This window comes from Variovorax sp. OV084, from assembly GCF_900111625.1.
Classification (GTDB): Bacteria; Pseudomonadota; Gammaproteobacteria; order Burkholderiales; family Burkholderiaceae_C; genus Variovorax.
The window spans coordinates 89291-106427 of sequence record NZ_FOII01000010.1; the positions used below are offsets into that span (position 1 = coordinate 89291).

Annotated in this window: 14 protein-coding genes; 8 read left to right on the forward strand and 6 right to left on the reverse strand. The window is 66.0% G+C overall.

Going from position 1 to position 17137, the window contains the following annotated elements; translation table 11 throughout:
- Nucleotides 1-12: 12 nt before the first annotated feature.
- The 5 genes from BMW87_RS22855 to BMW87_RS22875 are packed head-to-tail and all read left to right on the forward strand — an operon-like array spanning nucleotide 13 to nucleotide 5160.
- Nucleotides 13-1041: a P1 family peptidase gene (locus BMW87_RS22855; protein WP_093078806.1), complete on the forward strand. Its 1029-nt coding sequence runs from the start codon at nucleotides 13-15 to the stop codon at nucleotides 1039-1041.
- A gap of 16 nt (nucleotides 1042-1057) precedes the next feature.
- Entirely contained in the window at nucleotides 1058-2464 is a 1407-nt protein-coding gene (locus BMW87_RS22860) for a TAXI family TRAP transporter solute-binding subunit (RefSeq protein WP_093078807.1), read from the forward strand.
- Nucleotides 2454-4241, forward strand: a complete 1788-nt coding sequence (pabB, locus tag BMW87_RS22865) for an aminodeoxychorismate synthase component I (RefSeq protein ID WP_093078809.1) — start codon at nucleotides 2454-2456, stop codon at nucleotides 4239-4241. The genes BMW87_RS22860 and pabB overlap by 11 nt, the downstream gene beginning before the upstream one ends.
- Before the next feature lie 51 nt (nucleotides 4242-4292).
- A complete protein-coding gene (locus BMW87_RS22870; RefSeq protein ID WP_093078810.1) occupies nucleotides 4293-4790 on the forward strand; it encodes a MerR family transcriptional regulator in 498 nt (165 codons plus the stop codon).
- Complete coding sequence (locus BMW87_RS22875) at nucleotides 4708-5160, forward strand: carboxymuconolactone decarboxylase family protein (protein WP_093058281.1); 453 nt, start codon at nucleotides 4708-4710, stop codon at nucleotides 5158-5160. Before BMW87_RS22870 ends, BMW87_RS22875 begins: the two co-directional genes overlap by 83 nt.
- 90 nt (nucleotides 5161-5250) lie before the next feature.
- On the opposite strand, the gene ettA is transcribed toward BMW87_RS22875, so the two are convergent.
- Nucleotides 5251-6912 (reverse strand): energy-dependent translational throttle protein EttA, encoded by a 1662-nt coding sequence (ettA, locus tag BMW87_RS22880; RefSeq protein ID WP_093058280.1) that lies wholly within the window; start codon nucleotides 6910-6912, stop codon nucleotides 5251-5253.
- A gap of 287 nt (nucleotides 6913-7199) precedes the next feature.
- On the opposite strand from ettA, the gene BMW87_RS22885 reads away from it, so the two are divergent.
- The gene (locus BMW87_RS22885) at nucleotides 7200-9011 is read left to right on the forward strand and encodes a DEAD/DEAH box helicase (RefSeq protein WP_093058279.1); all 1812 of its coding nucleotides are present in this window, start codon (nucleotides 7200-7202) and stop codon (nucleotides 9009-9011) included.
- Between the two features lie 89 nt (nucleotides 9012-9100).
- Entirely contained in the window at nucleotides 9101-10141 is a 1041-nt protein-coding gene (locus BMW87_RS22890) for an endonuclease/exonuclease/phosphatase family protein (protein ID WP_093078910.1), read from the forward strand.
- A 10-nt stretch (nucleotides 10142-10151) separates the two neighbouring features.
- Here BMW87_RS22890 and BMW87_RS22895 read toward each other — a convergent pair whose 3' ends face one another.
- From BMW87_RS22895 to BMW87_RS22915, 5 genes are all read right to left on the reverse strand, one after another.
- The gene (locus BMW87_RS22895) at nucleotides 10152-11222 is read right to left on the reverse strand and encodes an ABC transporter ATP-binding protein (RefSeq protein WP_093058277.1); all 1071 of its coding nucleotides are present in this window, start codon (nucleotides 11220-11222) and stop codon (nucleotides 10152-10154) included.
- Nucleotides 11223-11241: 19 nt separating this feature from the next.
- Nucleotides 11242-12093 carry a carbohydrate ABC transporter permease gene (locus BMW87_RS22900; RefSeq protein WP_093058276.1) on the reverse strand — a complete coding sequence of 284 codons (852 nt, stop codon included), beginning with the start codon at nucleotides 12091-12093 and terminating at the stop codon, nucleotides 11242-11244.
- Complete coding sequence (locus BMW87_RS22905) at nucleotides 12090-12971, reverse strand: carbohydrate ABC transporter permease (RefSeq protein ID WP_093058275.1); 882 nt, start codon at nucleotides 12969-12971, stop codon at nucleotides 12090-12092. The genes BMW87_RS22900 and BMW87_RS22905 overlap by 4 nt, the downstream gene beginning before the upstream one ends.
- A 42-nt stretch (nucleotides 12972-13013) precedes the next feature.
- Complete coding sequence (locus BMW87_RS22910; RefSeq protein WP_093078812.1) at nucleotides 13014-14396, reverse strand: ABC transporter substrate-binding protein; 1383 nt, start codon at nucleotides 14394-14396, stop codon at nucleotides 13014-13016.
- A gap of 111 nt (nucleotides 14397-14507) precedes the next feature.
- Nucleotides 14508-15251, reverse strand: a complete 744-nt coding sequence (locus BMW87_RS22915; protein WP_093058273.1) for a FadR/GntR family transcriptional regulator — start codon at nucleotides 15249-15251, stop codon at nucleotides 14508-14510.
- Between the two features lie 149 nt (nucleotides 15252-15400).
- On the opposite strand from BMW87_RS22915, the gene BMW87_RS22920 reads away from it, so the two are divergent.
- Complete coding sequence (locus BMW87_RS22920) at nucleotides 15401-17137, forward strand: IlvD/Edd family dehydratase (RefSeq protein ID WP_093058272.1); 1737 nt, start codon at nucleotides 15401-15403, stop codon at nucleotides 17135-17137.

Here is a 17137-nt window from a genome sequence, read left to right on the forward strand (position 1 = left end):
TAATCGGCCGCCATGTCTGCCCCGTCTTCCACCCCCACTCATTCCGCCGGTTCCATCACCGACGTCGCCGGCATCGAGGTCGGTCACTTCTCCGACACCCGCCGCCCCACCGGCTGCACCGTCGTCATGGCGCGCGACGGCGCCGTGGCCGGCGTGGACGTTCGCGGCGCTGCCCCCGGCACGCGCGAGACCGACCTGCTCGCGCCCGGCAACCTCGTGCAACAGGTACACGCCGTGATGCTCGCGGGCGGCAGCGCCTGGGGCCTGGCAGCCGCCGACGGCGCGATGCGCTGGATGGAAGAACGCAACATCGGCATGGACGTGCGCTTCGGCACCCTGCCCATCGTGCCGGCCGCCGTGCTGTTCGACCTGCCCATGGGCGACGCGCGCATCCGCCCCGATGCCGCAGCCGGCTATGCCGCCTGCGAGGCCGCGAGCACCGCTGCCCCCGCCGAAGGCAACGTGGGCGCGGGCACCGGCGCGCTGGTGGGCAAGCTCTTCGGCGTGCAGCGCGCGATGAAGGGCGGCATCGGCACCGCATCGGTCACGGTCGGCGGCGTCACGGTGGGTGCGCTGATCGCGGTGAACTCGCTGGGCGACGTGATCGATCACAACACCGGCCAGCCCGTGGCCGGCGCGCGCACCGAAGACGGCAAGGCGCTGCTCGACACCCGCCGTGCCCTGCTGCGCGGCGACAGCCCCAAGCCGCTGCTGGCGGGCACAAACACCACCATCGGCGTGATCGCCACCGACGCGGTGCTGACCAAGGTACAGGCCAACCGGCTCGCCATGGTCGCGCACGACGGGCTCGCGCGTTCCATCAACCCGGTGCACACCATGAGCGACGGCGACACGCTGTTCGCGCTGGCCACCGGCCGCGTGCCGCTGGAAGGCAACGCTCCCGGCATGACGGTGCTCAGCACCATGGCCGCCGAGGCGGTGGCCATCGCCACGCTGCGCGCGGTGCATGCGGCGCGCACGGTGACGGTGGGCGAGCTGCACATTCCCTGCGCGGCGGATCTCGCCGTAGCGCGCGGCTGAACACGAGAAGACCACCATGGCGTTCCCCAGAACCCTGAAGCTGATCCTGCTGTCGATCCGCGACCTCATCGCCTCGGCAGGGCCGATCATTTTCATCGTCATCGGCCTGCTGATCGCCGCCTACTGGTGGCTGCAGCCGCAGCCGCCCAAACACGTGACGCTGGCCACCGGCCCCACGGGCAGCGCCTATGCGCAGTTCGGCAAGCGCTATGCCGAAGCGCTCAAGCACAGCGGCATCGAAGTGGAGCTCAAGCCCACCTCGGGCTCGACCGAGAACCTGCAGCTGCTGCGCACCGGCGGGGCCGACGTGGCCTTCGTGCGCGGCGGCAGCGCCGACCCGGTGGCCGACGAAGAGGCCGGCCTCACTTCGCTCGGCAGCCTGTTCTACGAGCCGATCTGGCTCTTCTACCGTGCCGACTCGGCCCAGAAGATCGATCGCAAGAGCGGCACGCTGACCACGCTCGCCCAATTGCGCGGCCTGCGCGTGAACATCGACCTTCCGGGCAGCGGGCTGCCAGACATCATGGAGCGCCTGCTCAAGGCCAACAGGCTGGGCCCCGAAGACCTGCTGCTATCGAACCTCGAACAGGCGTCGGCCGCCGAGGCGCTGCAGGCCGGCCTTCTCGATGCCATCGTGCTGTCTTCCGCGCCGCAATCGCCGCAGGTGCAACGGCTGCTGCGTTCGGACGACATCAAGCTCATGGACTTCGGCCAGGCCGACGCCTACTCGCGGCGCTTTCCGTTCCTCTCGGCGGTGACGCTGCCGCGCGGCGTGGTCGACCTGTCGAAAGACCTGCCGCCGCACGACGTGGCTCTGCTGGCAGCCACCACCTCGCTGCTGTCGCGTGACGAAACCCACCCGGCCCTGCGCCAACTGTTCGCGCAGGCGGCGCAATCGGTGCACAGCGGCGCCGGCTGGTTCAACCGGGCGCGCGACTTTCCCAACACCCGCACCAGCGAACTGCCGGTGAGCCCCGAGGGCGACCGCGCCATCAACGGCACGCCGCCGATCTGGCAGCGCTACCTGCCCTTCTGGGCCAGCAACCTGGTCGAGCGCATGTGGCTGGTGCTGGGCGGCCTGCTGGTGCTGATGCTGCCGCTGAGCCGCGTGGTGCCGCCGCTGTACCAGTTCCGCGTGCGCCGGCGCGTGTTCCGCTGGTATGCGCGGCTGCGCGACATCGAGGCGAAGGTCGATGCAAAGACGGAAGTGAAAGAGGCCGAACAGAAGTCCCTGCTCGAAGACCTCGACCAGCTCGACCGTACGGTCAACAAGGTGGCGGTGCCGCTGTCATATGCCGACGAGCTCTATGCGCTGCGCAACAACATCTATGCGGTGCGCAAGCGGGTGCTGGCCCGTGCGCCGCAAGTCAGCAGTGCGGGCGGTGGGGCAGGACCGACGACCGCGGCGAACGATGCCGCCTGATGGCGCCCTGCATTCGACCTTGCGCACGCTGATCGATTTCGCACAGCCGCGCGGCGATGGTGCAAGTCGGCTGCGCCTGTCTTTCGGTGCGCCGTCGCGCGTGCTGGTGGCGCGGACAGCCGCAGAGGTGCTGCCTGTGCTCGAAGCCGTCGAGGCGATGGCGCGTGAGGGGCGCTGGTGCGTGGGGTATCTGCGCTACGAGGCTGCGGCGGCCTTCGACCCCGCGTTCGCGGTGCATGCGGCGGACGGGCCTTTGGCCTGGTTCGGCGTGCACGACGAAGCCCTGCCATGGCCGGAAGCCCGGAGCGACGCTTCGGCAGTGCCTTCGGTCGATTGGCAAGACAGCCTCTCGCGCGCCGACTTCGACCAGCGCATGCAGGCCATCCACCGCGCGATTGCGAACGGCGAGCTCTACCAGCTCAACTACACCGCGCCATTGCATACCGGCTTTCATGGCGATGCACAAGACTGGTTTCTTGCGCTGCGGCAGGCGCAGCCCGACGGCTACACCGCCTTCATCGACACCGGCGAAGAGCAGGTGCTGTCGGTGTCACCCGAACTCTTCTTCGACTGGCATGGCGATCGCATCCTCACGCGTCCCATGAAGGGCACAGCCCCGCGCGGCGCCACGCCCGCCGAAGACGAAGCGCTGGCGCAGCGGCTGCGCACCGTGCCGAAGGAGCGGGCCGAGAACGTCATGATCGTGGACCTGATCCGCAACGACCTCTCGCGCGTGGCCCGGCCTTTCTCGGTCCGCGTGCCGCGGCTGTTCCACACCGAGGCGCTGCCGACGGTGTGGCAGATGACGTCCGATGTCGAGGCCCTCGTGCGCGAAGGCACCACGCTGGCCGACGTGTTCGGTGCGCTGTTTCCGTGCGGCTCGATCACCGGGGCGCCCAAGGTCAGCGCGATGCGCATGATCCGCGAACTGGAGCCCGAGGCGCGCGGTGTGTACTGCGGTGCCGTAGGCGTGGTGCAGCCCGGCGGGCATGCGACTTTCAACGTACCGATCCGCACCGTGACGCTGCGCGGCAGCGAGGCACGCTGCGGCATCGGAAGCGGGATCACGGCCGATGCGCAAGCCGACGCCGAGTGGGAGGAGTGGCGGCACAAGCGTGCCTTCCTGTCGCACGCAAAGCGGCCCGTGAATCCGCCTTTCGAGCTGCTCGAAACACTGGCGCTGGCAGCCGGCGAATTGCGCGATGCACCGGCGCACCTGGCGCGCATGGCAAACGCCGCCCGGCATTTCGGCTACGCGTGGAACGAAGCGCTCGCCGCCGCCTGCCTACATCGTCTTCAGGCACAGCACACGGCCGGCACGTGGCGCGTGCGCCTGCTGTTCGATGCGCAAGGTACGCCCCGCGCCGAGGCGTTCGCGATGGAAGCGCCGCCCTCACGCGTGCAGCTGCAGCTCGCGGACCGCGCGTTCAACGAATCGGGCAGCGACTTCACCCGCTTCAAGACCACCCGCCGCGCCCACTACGAAGCCTTCGCGCCCACCGCTGCGGGTGTGTTCGACACCCTGCTGTGGAACCGCGACGGCGAGATCACCGAATGCACGCGCGGCAACATTGCCCTGCTGCTCGACGGCCGCTGGGTCACGCCGCCCTTGCGCTGCGGTTTGCTGAACGGCATCGGCCGCGCCAACCGCGTGCGCAGCGGCCAGCTTGCCGAAGCGGTCGTGCGGGTGGACGATCTACCCCGGGTGCAGGCGTTGGCCTTCGTGAACAGCCTGCGCGGCTGGCTGGATGCCGATCTGAATGTCCCGCAAAAATAGTTCGACAAAGCGCTTGACTTAGAGCGCGCTCTAATTTCGAGAATCAACGCCATGGAAACCAGTCTGACCATTGCGGAAGTCGCAGAGCGAACCGGCCTGACGGCCTACACGCTGCGCTACTACGAACGCATCGGGCTGATTGCCGCGGTGCCACGTGCACCGGGCGGTCAGCGGCGCTATGCGAGCGCCGACATGGACTTGCTGGATTTCCTGTTGCGCCTGCGCGAGACCGGCATGTCCATCCAGGGCATGCAGGCCTTCGTCAGGCTTCGAAGCCAGGGGGACGCCAGCGTCGGCGAACGGCGCGAGATGCTCGAACAGCACCTTGCCGAAGTTCAGGCCCGGGTGGCGGCGCTGCAGCAATCCATGCAGGCGCTGTCGCTCAAGATCGACCACTACCGCGAGGTCGAGAAGACGAAGAAGCGTCCTCCTTTATCGGGCAAAGCCCGGGAAGGAAAGACGAGCAATGACGAACACACAGAACCAGGGCCACAACGACAACCTGCGCTACACGCGTGGCCTGGCCAAGCTCCACGAGATCGACGGTGAAGGCGGCGTCAAGGTGGTCGAGAGCCTGGCCGACATCGCGCCCGACTTTGGCCGTCTGGTGATCGAGTTTCCGTTCGGCGACATCTACTCGCGCCCCGGCCTCGACCTGCGCTCCCGCGAGATCGCGACCGTGGCCGCGCTCACCGCCATGGGCAATGCCGCGCCGCAGTTGAAGGTGCACATCCACGCTGCGCTGAACGTCGGCGTGACGCGCGACGAGGTGGTCGAGGTCATCATGCAGATGGCGGTATACGCAGGCTTCCCGGCGGCACTGAACGGCCTCTTCGCCGCACGCGAGGTGTTTGCGGCGGACGATGAAAAAAGCGCGCAGCCCCTTGCGGAACCGCGCGCTCTTGCTGAAGCAGACTGAGCTTTTTTCAGAGGCCGTCTGCCCCCACCCAACCCTCCCCGGCAGGGGAAGGAGAAGCGACACGAAGTGCGCGCAGCCTGGGGGTGAGCCTTATTTCAGGGCCTTGTAGCGCATGCGCTTGGGCTTGGCGCCTTCTTCGCCGAGGCGCTTCTTCTTGTCGGCTTCGTACTCCTGGTAGTTGCCGTCGAAGAAGGTCCATTGGCTGTCGCCTTCGGCGGCCAGGATGTGCGTGGCAATACGGTCGAGGAACCAGCGGTCATGGCTGATCACCATGACCGTGCCGGCGAACTCGAGCAGCGCGTCTTCGAGCGCGCGCAGCGTTTCCACGTCGAGGTCGTTCGAGGGTTCGTCAAGCAGCAGCACGTTACCGCCCGCGATCAGCGTCTTGGCCAGGTGCAGGCGGCCGCGTTCACCGCCCGAGAGCGTGCCGACCTTCTTCTGCTGGTCGGCGCCGTTGAAGTTGAAGCGGCCCGCATACGCGCGGCTGGCCATCTGGAACTTGCCGACGTTGATGATGTCGAGGCCGTTCGAGATGTCTTCCCACACGGTCTTCTGGTTGGCCAGTTCGTCGCGATGCTGGTCGACGAAAGCCATCTTCACGGTCTGGCCGATGACGACCTCGCCCGAATCCGGCTTTTCCTTGCCCGCGAGCAGCTTGAACAGCGTCGACTTGCCGGCGCCGTTCGGGCCGATGATGCCGACGATGGCGCCCGGCGGCACGGTGAAGCTCAGGTTGTCGATCAGCATGCGGTCGCCGAAGGACTTGCTGACGCCGTGGAACTCGAACACCTGCTGGCCCAGCCGCTCCGCCACCGGAATGAAGATTTCCTGCGTCTCGTTGCGCTTCTGGTATTCCATGTCGCTCAGCTCTTCGAAGCGGGCCAGGCGGGATTTGCTCTTGGCCTGGCGTGCCTTCGGGTTCTGGCGCGACCACTCCAGCTCCTTCTTCAGCGCCTTGGCGTGGGCTTCTTCGCTCTTCTGCTCCTGCGCCAGGCGTTCGCCCTTCTGCTCGAGCCAGGTGCTGTAGTTGCCCTTCCAGGGAATGCCGCGACCACGGTCCATTTCCAGGATCCACTCGGCCGCGTTGTCGAGGAAGTAGCGATCGTGGGTGATGGCCACCACGGTGCCCGTGAAGCGCTGCAGGAACACTTCGAGCCATTCGACAGATTCGGCGTCCAAATGGTTGGTCGGTTCGTCGAGCAGCAGCATGTCGGGCTTGCTCAGCAGCAGGCGACACAGCGCCACGCGGCGCTTTTCGCCGCCCGACAGCACGCCGATCTTGGCGTCCCAGGCCGGCAGGCGCAGGGCGTCGGCGGCAATTTCGAGCTGGTGTTCGGAATCGGTGCCGGCGGTGGCGATGATGGCTTCGAGCTGGGCCTGCTCGGCCGCCAGCGCGTCGAAGTCGGCGTCTTCGGCACCATAGGCGATGTACACCTCTTCGAGGCGCGCCTTGGCCGCAAACACCGCGCCCATGGACTCTTCGACCGACTCGCGCACCGTGTGCTCGGTGTTGAGCTTGGGTTCCTGCTCCAGATAGCCGATCGTCATCCCCGGCATGGGCAGCGCCTCGCCCTCGAATTCCTTGTCCACACCCGCCATGATCTTGAGCAGCGTGGACTTGCCCGAGCCGTTCAGGCCGAGCACGCCGATCTTGGCGCCGGGGAAGAAAGAGAGCGAAATGTCTTTCAAGAGCTGCCGCTTGGGCGGCACGGTCTTGCTGACACGGTTCATCGAATAGACGTATTGAGCCATCTGGGGGTAGTTACCTTGGGTAGCGGAGATTCGGGAAAAGCGCGGGCGCCCGAAAGCGGTATTCGGGCGCGGCAAACCACACATTATCGACTCATGCGACAATAGGCCCCGTTGCCGGGTCCAGTTGCCCGCAACACCGGCTCTCTGCCGGGGACGAAGAAAGCCCTTTATCACGACGGGTTTTTCGGCTCCCACCCCTGACCTTCATCTGCCTTGACTGGCTCGGCGTCAACAAGACGCCTGGCGGGCCGATGCCACTGCGCCGTGTATGGCGCTTATTGTTTCCAATGAATTTTGACGAACTGAAGCTGGCCCCCGCCATCTTGAAGGCTGTGCACGAGCACGGCTACGACACCCCCACCCCCATCCAGGCGCAAGCCATTCCCGCGGTTCTCGAAGGCCATGACCTGCTGGGCGGCGCCCAGACCGGCACCGGCAAGACGGCCGCCTTCACGCTGCCGATGCTGCACAAGCTCAGCATGAGCCGCAGCGCCACCAACAAGTTCGGCGGCACCGGCATCCGTGCCCTCGTGCTGACCCCCACGCGCGAACTCGCGGCCCAGGTCGAAGAGTCGGTGCGCACCTACGGCAAGTACCTGCAGCTCGACTCCACCGTGATCTTCGGCGGTGTCGGCATGAACCCGCAGATCAGCAAGCTCAAGAAGGGTGTCGACATCCTCGTGGCCACCCCCGGCCGCCTGCTCGACCTGCAGCAGCAAGGCATGCTCGACCTGAGCCAGGTCCAGATGCTGATCCTGGACGAAGCCGACCGCATGCTGGACATGGGCTTCATCCACGACGTGAAGAAGATCCTGGCCCTGGTGCCCAGGGAAAAGCAGAGCCTGCTGTTCTCGGCCACCTTCAGCGACGAGATCCGCGACCTCGCGGCCACGCTGCTGAAGAACCCGCAAAGCATCCAGGTCACGCCGCGCAACACCACCGTGCAGCGCATCACCCAGGTGATCCACCCCGTGGGCCGCGGCAAGAAGAAGGCGCTGCTCGCGCACATCATCAACGAGAACAAGTGGAGCCAGGTGCTCGTGTTCACGCGCACCAAGTTCGGCGCCAACAGCGTGGCCGAATTCCTCACCAAGAACGGCATCGAGGCGATGGCGCTGCACGGCAACAAGAGCCAGAGCGCGCGCACGCAGGCGCTGGCCGGCTTCAAGAGCGGCGACATCCGCGCGCTGGTGGCCACCGACATCGCGGCCCGCGGCATCGACATCGACGAGCTGCCGCACGTCGTGAACTACGAGATCCCGAACGTCAGCGAAGACTACGTTCACCGCATCGGCCGCACCGGCCGTGCCGGTTCGAGCGGCGAGGCCGTGAGCTTCGTGTGCCTGGACGAAGAAGGCTTCATGCAGGAAATCGAACGCTTCACCAAGCAGACGATTCCCGTGCAGATCGTCGACGGCTTCGGTCCTGAAGAAGGCGAACGCGCCGAACCCATCGCCATGGGCCGCCAGACCATCTGGGGCGGCGCTGGTCGTCCCCCGAGCCGCGACGTGATGCAAGCAGCCGCCAAGGCTGCCCGCACCGAGATGCTGCAGCGCATCCGCGAGAACAAGGCCGGCCAGGGTGCTGGCGGTGGCGGTGGTGGCGGCAATGGCGGCGGTCAACGCCGCGGTGGCGGCCAGGGCGGTGGCGGTCAAGGCCGCAACGCCAACAACGGCGGCGGACAGGGCCAAGGCCAGGGTCCGCGCGGCCAGGGCGCTCGCCCGCCGCAAGGCCGCGGCCCGCAAGGTCCGGCACGCACGCCGCACCATGCCCCGCAGCACCAACAAGGCCATCTGCCGCATGACGAGCGCCAACCGCGCCATCACGGCAACAGCCACAGCCCGACGCAAGCCAACCAGGTCGCGCACCTGCGCGCCGAAGCGGTCGCAGGCGGCGCCGGCCAGCCGGATCCGTTGCGCACGAGCGTCGACCACATGGGTGGCGGCCGCGGACGCGGTCGTCCGGGTGGCGGCGGCGGTGGTGGCTACGGCGGCAATCGTTCGGGCGGCGGTGGCCGTTCGGGTGGTGGCGGCGGCTACGGCGGCGGTGGTGGCAACCGCTCGGGTGGCGGTGGCGGCGGACGTTCGTTCGGTCGCTGATATCCACGGGCAGAACACCTGCCCCGGAACATGAAGAAAGGGCACCTCGGTGCCCTTTTTCTTTGGTGCATCGGCACAATCGTTCCGCCATGCAATACATCCCACCCAACTACGCCACCCTCTTCATAGCCACCTGCAACCTCCTCAATCTCGCGGCCCCGAACCGCGTGTACTACGAGAACCAGGACGCCTACACCGAGCGCGAGTACGAGCGAAAGATCGACTGGACCGGCGAGCGCTTTCACGCGCTCAACGCCGACGTGCTGGCGGTGCAGGAGGTGTGGGACGAATCGGCATTGAAGGCGGCCATCGCGCGCAGCGGCCTGCGCTACGACTTTGTCTCGGTGCCCGGCGCCGAAAACACACCACCGCCCGGCAGCCCCGAGGGCACGCCTGCGAGAACTGGCGCACAAGGCACGCCGCGCGTAGGCATCGTCACGCGCCTGATGGTGGACGAGGTCCGCTCCTTCGTCGACTTTCCACCGGGCTTCGGCGTCGACGTGCCGGGGCTCGGTGCGCACACACGCTTCGAGCGGCCTCCCCTGCTGGTCACGGTGCGCATGAAGCACGGCCAGCAGGTGCATGTGCTCACGGTGCACCTGAAGTCCAAGCGCCCGAAGTTCCTGCAGGATGCGCAGGGCAACCACCTCGAGGACCGCGACGACCGCAAGATCGGCGTGATGGCGTCGCTGCGCTCGCTGCTGATGCGCGGCGCGGAGGCCGCGGCCCTGCGCTGCATCGTCATCGATCTGCTGCAGGGCACGAACGTGCCGCTCGTGGTGATGGGCGACTTCAACGACAACCCGCACAGCGTGACGACGCAGCTCGTGGCGGCCACCTCCGAAGTGGCCTACGACAAGGCCGCGCGCGACGTGGCCTTGTTCAACGCCTACGAGATGCAGGGTGAGTCGGCGCTCAAGAAGGACGTGGCGTACTCGCACATCCACCAGGGCTTTCCGGATGTGCTCGACCAGATTCTCGTGAGCGAGGAGTTCGTCGCCAGCAGCCGGCACAGCCTGGGCGACGTGCGGCGTGTCGACTACTTCAACGATCACCTGCACGAAGGGCGCGACCGCTCGCGCTCCGACCACGGCTTCGTGCGCGCCCTGCTGCGGCTGCGCACGGCCTGACCCAGGCGACTCAGCCCATGCGCCGGCCGGTCTGCCGGTCGAACATGTGCACGCTCTCGGCCTCGATGGCCAGCCGCACCGTGTCGTCGGGTCCGGCATCGACACGCCCATGCACCGCAAGCACCAGCTTGGCTTCGCCGACCTGCACCAGCAGTTCGGTCTCCGCGCCCGTGGGCTCGACCACGATCACCCTGGCCTCCACGCCGTGCGAGCCGCCGCCGAGCGTCATGTCACCGGGCCGGATGCCGTAGTGCACAGGCTGGCCGTCTGGCGCCGAGGTGCCGATGGGAACCGGCCAGCGCGCACCCTGCGACTCGACCCAGCAGTCGCCACCCGAACGCCGCACCGTGCCTTCGATGACGTTCATCGACGGCGAACCGATGAACTGGGCGACGAACAGGTTGTCGGGCCGGTCGTACAAATCCAGCGGGGTGCCGATCTGCTCGACGATGCCGTCGTGCATCACGACGATGCGGTCGGCCATGGTCATAGCCTCGATCTGGTCGTGCGTCACATAGACGGTGGTGGTCTTCAGCCGCTGGTGCAGCGCCTTGATCTCGGCGCGCATTGCCACACGCAGCTTGGCGTCGAGGTTCGACAGCGGCTCGTCGAACAGGAAAACCTTCGGGTCGCGCACGATGGCGCGGCCCATGGCCACACGCTGGCGCTGGCCGCCCGAGAGCTCGCGCGGGTAGCGGCCCAGCAGCGCGTCGAGGTTGAGAATTTTTGCGGCCCTGGCCACGCGTTCGTCGGTCACCGACTTCTCTGCGTTGCGCAGCCGGAGGCTGAAGCCCATGTTCTCGCCCACCGTCATGTGCGGGTACAGCGCGTAGCTCTGGAACACCATCGCGATGTCGCGGTCCTTCGACTCGAGGTCGTTGACCACGCGGCCGTCGATGACGATCTCGCCGCCGCTGATGTCTTCCAGGCCCGCGAGCATGCGCAGCAGCGTCGACTTGCCGCAGCCCGAAGGGCCGACCAGCACGACGAACTCGCCGTCGGTGATGTCGAAGCCCAGGCCCTTGATGATCTGGACCTTGCCGAAGGATTTCTCGATATTGCGAAAGGATACGGATGCCATGTGTTGTCCCTGAAATCGTTCAGCTCTTGACGGCGCCGGCGGTCAGGCCGCCGACCATGTAGCGCTTGAATGCGTAATAGATGGCCGCGGGCGGCAGTGCGTAGATGAGGCCGGTGGCCATCAGCAGTTCCCACGGCGAATCGTCGGCCGACAGGAAATTGCCCAGCGCCACCGCCAGCGTCACGCTCTTGTCGTTCGACAGCAGCAGGAAGGCATAGAGGTACTCGTTCCAGGCCAGCAGCAGCGAATACGTGCCCACGGCCACCAGGGACGGCACCATCAGCGGCAGGTACACGAGGCGGAACAGCTGCAGCGGCGAGGCGCCGTCCATGCGCGCGGCTTCGTCGAGCTCGTAGGGCAGCTTGTCCGACGCCTGCTTCAGCACCCAGATGCAGTACGGCGAGGCGATGGTCACCATCGCCAGGATGAGCGCCCACTGGCTGTTGAGCAGCCCGTAGTTGCCCATGGTCTTGTACATGGGCACGGCCAGGAACGCCGCCGGAATGAAGTACGTGAACAGCGCCAGGTTCATCACCGTGCGCCCGCCACGCACGCGCAGCCGGCTGATCGCGAAGGCTGCCGTGGTTGCCACGAAGAGCGTGATCGCGCCTACCGACACCGCGATCAGCAGCGAGTTCCACAGCTGCAGCCAGAAGTGGTCGAGGTAGAAGTGCTTCTGCTGGAACACGATGCGGAAGTTGTCCAGCGTCGGGTTCTTGGGCCACAGGTGGCCCGAGGTCGCGGAGTCTTTCGACGAGATCGCGAACAGCACCATGTGATAGACCGGGATCAGCGTCCACAGCAGCACCGGAATGCCGATGAGCAGCAGCTTGGCCTCGGTCGCCACGGCCTTGGGGGTCCAGCGCTTCATTTCGAGAGCCTCTTCATCATGAAGTACACGAGCGGCAGCACGAGTGGCAAGGCCACCACGATGGATGCCATCGACAGGTCGACCTGGTCGAGCCGCAGGTAGCGGATGCCCAGCGTGGCGAGCACGTGCGTCAGGTCGGCGGGGCCACCACCGGTAAGCAGATAGACGCTGTTGAAGTCGCCCAGCGTCCAGATCATCGAGAGGATCAGCGAGGTGATGTAGAGCGTCTTGAGCGCAGGCCAGCTCACGAAGCGGAACTTCTGCCACGACGAGGCTCCGTCGACCGAAGCCGCTTCATATTGCTCGGTGGGAATGGCCAGCCGCCCCGCCACGAGGATGAGCGTCCAGAACGGCAGCGACTTCCACACGTGCACCACCATCGCGAAGCTCAGCGCCAGCGCAGGGTCGTTGAGCCAGTTGGGACCATCGGCGCCGGTCAGGCGAAAGATGGTGCTGTTGATCACGCCCCACTCCGGGTTCAGCATGAAGCGGATCGACAGGATGGTCGGAATCGAGGGCATCGCCCACGGGAGGATGAAGATCGCCGAAATGATCTTGATCCACCAGCGAGACGTTACGAAGAAGCCCGAGAGCACCAGCGCCACGAGCATCTTGAGGTTGATCGCCACGACCAGAAAGATGGCCGTGTTGATCACGGAGCGGAAGAAGATCGGGTCTTCGACCAGCTTCACGTAGCTTTGCGGGTGGCGGGCGAGCCAAAGCCCGTAGCCCACCGGGTACAGCACGAACACCACGAACACCAGCAGGTAGGGCACGACCATGACCGCGCCCCAGAACTGCCAGCGCGCATGCCGCGCCCCGAGATTGACGACAGGCGCCGGTGTGGTCGACGCGGCGGCGGTGGCAGTGGCGCTCATGGCATGCAGCTGCTGTTGTGACGGGTGCCGTGCGTGCGCGGCTTACTGCCCCGCCACCGTCTTGATGCGCGCGATCATCTCGTCCACGGCCTTGTCCACCGGCACCTTGTCGGTCACGACGCGGCTCATGGCCTTGGCCCAGACGTTCTCGTTGTTCAGCACGGTGAACTTGTAGTTCTTGGTGAATTCGAAGGTCACGGTGCCGGCGGCGTACTGGTTGTAGACCGAGAGGCGGTGCGGGTCGGCCTTCCAGAAGTCACGCTGCTGCGCGGTCTTGGTCACGGGGAACCAGCGGCCCAGCGAACCCTCGACGTACGGCGTCAGGTTTTCTTCCTGCAGCAGGAAGGTGACGAACTCCTTGGCACGGGCCTTGTTCTTCGCGTCCTTGAACACCACGCCGGTCTTCACGGCCGTGCGGTAGACCATCTTGCTGCCGTCGGGCTTGCTCGGGAAGCCGGCCGTGCGGATGCGCTCGGTGTAGTTCTTGCGCGCTTCTTCACGCTGCTCGGGCGTGAGCGAGGCGTTGTTCGAATCGTCGAGCCACTTGGCGGCAATGGAGATGGTCGCGTTGTGCGTCATCACGGTCGTCTTGTTGTGGAATGCGACGTTGTTGTCCGGGTCCTTCCAGCTGGTGGAGGAAGGCGGCGTGCAGCCCTTGGTGTAGGGCGTGGTGTAGTCGGTCATGGCGCCGATCAGGCCGGTGCGCACCTTCGGGTCGTCGACCAGCAGCTTGCCGTTGTCGTCCACCAGCTTGACGTTGTAGGCGTCCATGAAGGTCAGGAACGAATAGAACGCATCGCTCGAATCAACGCCCATCGGCATGCCGATGCCGAAGTTGCGCTTGCCGCTTTCCTTGCGGCTGGCGGGCTGCACCTTGTCGCACCAGAACGACCAATACTCCTTCCAGGTGGTCGGGATGTCCGACTCCTTGAAGCCCGCCTCGGCCAGCATGTCGCGCCAATACTCGATGTGCATCGTCTGCTGCTTGATCGGGAAGGCGTAGTAGGCCTTGGTCTTGGTCTGGTCGTTGTAGAGGTAGGTGGTCTCCAGCGTGTTGGGCGCGAAGCGGTCCTTCATGGGCGTGAGCACGCTGCTGATGTCTTCGAGCTTGCCGTCGTAGGCCCACTTGCCGGTGACCTGGAAGTCGTACACGTCGGCGTACGCCACATCAGGAGGGCTGCCCGAGTCGAGCGCGGACACGGTCTTGGGGATCATGTCCTGGATCGGGTACTGCGACAGTTCGATCTTCACGTTCTTGTTCTTCTCCTCGAACTTCTTGATGGCGGCGAACAGCGCGTCGTCCTCCGCCTTGTAGAAGCCCTTGACCCACCATACGGTGAGTTTTTCCTGCGCGGCAGCGTGGCCTGCCGACAGCAGGCCCAGCGCGACCAGCGTCGGCGCAATCAGCGACTTGACGAGTTTCATGGTTGGTGTCTCCTTCTTCTCTTGGGTGGAATTTGCTCGGGGCGCGAGCGTAGGGTGAAAGAACCGGATGCGAACTGCGGACAAACGCGTAGACGACGCCGATGCGGCCAGCTAACTGGCCTTGAGCCTGGGCGGTGGTCTGCTCAGGCGCGGCAATCGCCGGCGCGAACCCAGCACGTCCTCGATGTCCTGGCGCGCGCCGTCGATGAGACGGATGATCGCGAGCTCGGCCCTGGCCGGGTCGTGCGCGATCACCGCGTCGAGCACTGCGCGGTGCAGCGGCAGCGAGAGCGTGGGGCCGTCGGGCTTGGTGGTCGAAATCTCGAAGCTGGTGCGCAGCAGCGCGTTGAGCACCTTGCTCATCTGCGACAGCATGCGGTTGCCCGCGGCACTCAGCAGGCCGTTGTGAAAGCGCAGGTCGAAAGTGACGTAGTCGCCGCCGTTCTCCACGGCTTCCTTCATGCCCGCGAAGGCGCTTTCTATTTCCTCGATGTCGGTGGCCGTGGCCCGTTCGGCCGCGAGCCTTACTGCCGCCGGCTCCACCACGCGGCGCAAGTCCTGCAGGTCGCGCAGGAACTCGGGCGTGAGCCCCGCGCGCGCCTGCCAGGTAATAACGTCGGGATCGAACCAGTTCCACTTGTCCTTGGGCAGCACGCGCGTGCCGACCTTCGGCCCCGTGACGATCAGGCCCTTGGCCGCCAGCGACTTGATGGCCTCGCGCACCACGGTCCGGCTCACGCCGAGTTCCTCGCCGAGCACGGGCTCGGAGGGGATCGACGCGCCGATCGCATAGCGCCCCGCCACCACGGCTTCACCGAGGAGTTCGAGCGTGCGACCGTGGATGTTCTTGATCATGTGCGATGTGAAATCTGGTATCTCGCCGCTCGAAAACACTAAGGCTCCGGCGCATTGTTCACGCTTATCATATGATGATTGAAACGCTGGATCGGCAGGACAAACCCTGAGGGTCGAGCCCACGCATCGACAACAAAGAGAGACATTTCATGAGCACCGCACCAAAGAAAAAACCCGGTGAACTTCGCAGCCAGCAATGGTTCGGCCGTCATGACCGCGACGGCTTCATCTACCGCAGCTGGATGAAGGGCAAGGGTGTGCCGCACGACCAGTTCGACGGTCGCCCGGTCATCGGCATCTGCAACACCTTCAGCGAACTCACGCCTTGCAATTCGCACTTCCGCACGCTCGCGGAGCAGGTGAAGATCGGCGTGTACGAGGCAGGCGGCTTCCCGCTCGAGTTCCCGGTGATGTCGCTCGGCGAAACGCTGCTGCGCCCCACCGCCATGCTGTATCGCAACCTCGCGAGCATGGACGTGGAAGAAAGCATTCGCGGCAATCCGCTCGACGGCGTGGTGCTGCTCATGGGCTGCGACAAGACCACGCCCGCGCTCATGATGGGCGCGGCCAGCGTCGACCTGCCAACCATCGGCGTGTCGGGCGGCCCGATGCTCTCGGGCAAGTGGCGCGGGCAAGAGCTCGGCTCGGGCACCGGCGTATGGCAGATGAGCGAGCAGGTGCGCGCCGGCACGCTCAAGCTGCAGGAATTCTTCGAGGCCGAGAGCTGCATGCATCGCAGCCACGGCCACTGCATGACGATGGGCACCGCGAGCACCATGGCCAGCATGGTCGAGTCGCTGGGCATCGGCCTGCCGGGCAACGCGGCCTACCCCGCCGTGGACGGCCGCCGTAACGTGCTGGCACGCCAGGCGGGCAGGCGCATCGTCGACATGGTTCATGAAGACATGAACATGTCGAAGATCCTCACGCGCCAGGCCATCGAGAACGCGATCAAGGTCAACGCGGCCATCGGCGGCTCGACCAATCTCGTGATCCACCTGCTGGCCATTGCGGGCCGCATCGGTGTCGACCTCTCGCTCGACGACTTCGACCGTCTCGCCTCCGATCTGCCCTGCCTCGTGAACCTGCAACCCTCGGGCCAGTACCTGATGGAAGACTTCTGCTACGCAGGCGGCCTGCCGGTAGTCATCAAGGAAATCGCCGAGCACCTGCACAAGGACATCCTCACCGTCACCGGCCAGAGCCTGTGGGAGAACGTGAAGGACGCCGAGAACTACGGCCCGCAAGTCATCCGCACGCTGGCGGAGCCCTTCAAGGAAAAGGCCGGCATCTGCGTGCTGCGCGGCAACCTCGCGCCCAACGGCGCCATCATCAAGCCCAGCGCGGCCACGCCCGAGCTGCTGGTGCACAAGGGCCGCGCGGTGGTGTTCGAAAGCGCCGAAGACCTGCACAAGCGCATCGACGACGAGAACCTCGACATCGACGAGCACTGCATCATGGTGCTCAAGAACTGCGGCCCCAAGGGCTACCCCGGCATGGCCGAAGCGGGCAACATGCCGCTGCCGCCGAAGGTGCTGCGCAAGGGCATCACCGACATGGTCCGCATCAGCGATGCACGCATGAGCGGCACGGCCTACGGCACAGTGGTTCTGCACACCGCGCCCGAAGCGGCCGCGGGCGGCCCGCTGGCGCTGGTGCAGGACGGCGACATCGTCGAGCTCGACGTGCCGAACCGCAAATTGCATCTGCATGTGAGCGACGAAGAACTGGCCGAGCGCCGTGCGAAGTGGGTGGCACCGAAGGCGCCGCTCGATTCCGGTTACTGGAAGTTGTACGTCGATACAGTTTTGCAGGCTGACCAAGGGGCTGACCTGGCCTTTCTGCGTGGTCGCCGCGGGGCATTCGTGCCGCGCGACAATCACTGA

Bases quoted from the DNA above. Each gene is read 5' to 3' on its own strand.
- BMW87_RS22895 (WP_093058277.1), bottom strand. From the start codon at position 11,222: ATGGCATCCGTATCCTTTCGCAATATCGAGAAATCCTTCGGCAAGGTC.
- BMW87_RS22915 (WP_093058273.1), bottom strand. From the start codon at position 15,251: ATGATCAAGAACATCCACGGTCGCACGCTCGAACTCCTCGGTGAAGCC.
- BMW87_RS22900 (WP_093058276.1), bottom strand. From the start codon at position 12,093: ATGAAGCGCTGGACCCCCAAGGCCGTGGCGACCGAGGCCAAGCTGCTG.
- BMW87_RS22870 (WP_093078810.1), top strand. From the start codon at position 4,293: ATGGAAACCAGTCTGACCATTGCGGAAGTCGCAGAGCGAACCGGCCTG.
- BMW87_RS22910 (WP_093078812.1), bottom strand. From the start codon at position 14,396: ATGAAACTCGTCAAGTCGCTGATTGCGCCGACGCTGGTCGCGCTGGGC.
- BMW87_RS22890 (WP_093078910.1), top strand. From the start codon at position 9,101: ATGCAATACATCCCACCCAACTACGCCACCCTCTTCATAGCCACCTGC.
- BMW87_RS22875 (WP_093058281.1), top strand. From the start codon at position 4,708: ATGACGAACACACAGAACCAGGGCCACAACGACAACCTGCGCTACACG.
- ettA (WP_093058280.1), bottom strand. From the start codon at position 6,912: ATGGCTCAATACGTCTATTCGATGAACCGTGTCAGCAAGACCGTGCCG.
- BMW87_RS22855 (WP_093078806.1), top strand. From the start codon at position 13: ATGTCTGCCCCGTCTTCCACCCCCACTCATTCCGCCGGTTCCATCACC.
- BMW87_RS22920 (WP_093058272.1), top strand. From the start codon at position 15,401: ATGAGCACCGCACCAAAGAAAAAACCCGGTGAACTTCGCAGCCAGCAA.
- BMW87_RS22905 (WP_093058275.1), bottom strand. From the start codon at position 12,971: ATGAGCGCCACTGCCACCGCCGCCGCGTCGACCACACCGGCGCCTGTC.
- pabB (WP_093078809.1), top strand. From the start codon at position 2,454: ATGCCGCCTGATGGCGCCCTGCATTCGACCTTGCGCACGCTGATCGAT.
- BMW87_RS22860 (WP_093078807.1), top strand. From the start codon at position 1,058: ATGGCGTTCCCCAGAACCCTGAAGCTGATCCTGCTGTCGATCCGCGAC.
- BMW87_RS22885 (WP_093058279.1), top strand. From the start codon at position 7,200: ATGAATTTTGACGAACTGAAGCTGGCCCCCGCCATCTTGAAGGCTGTG.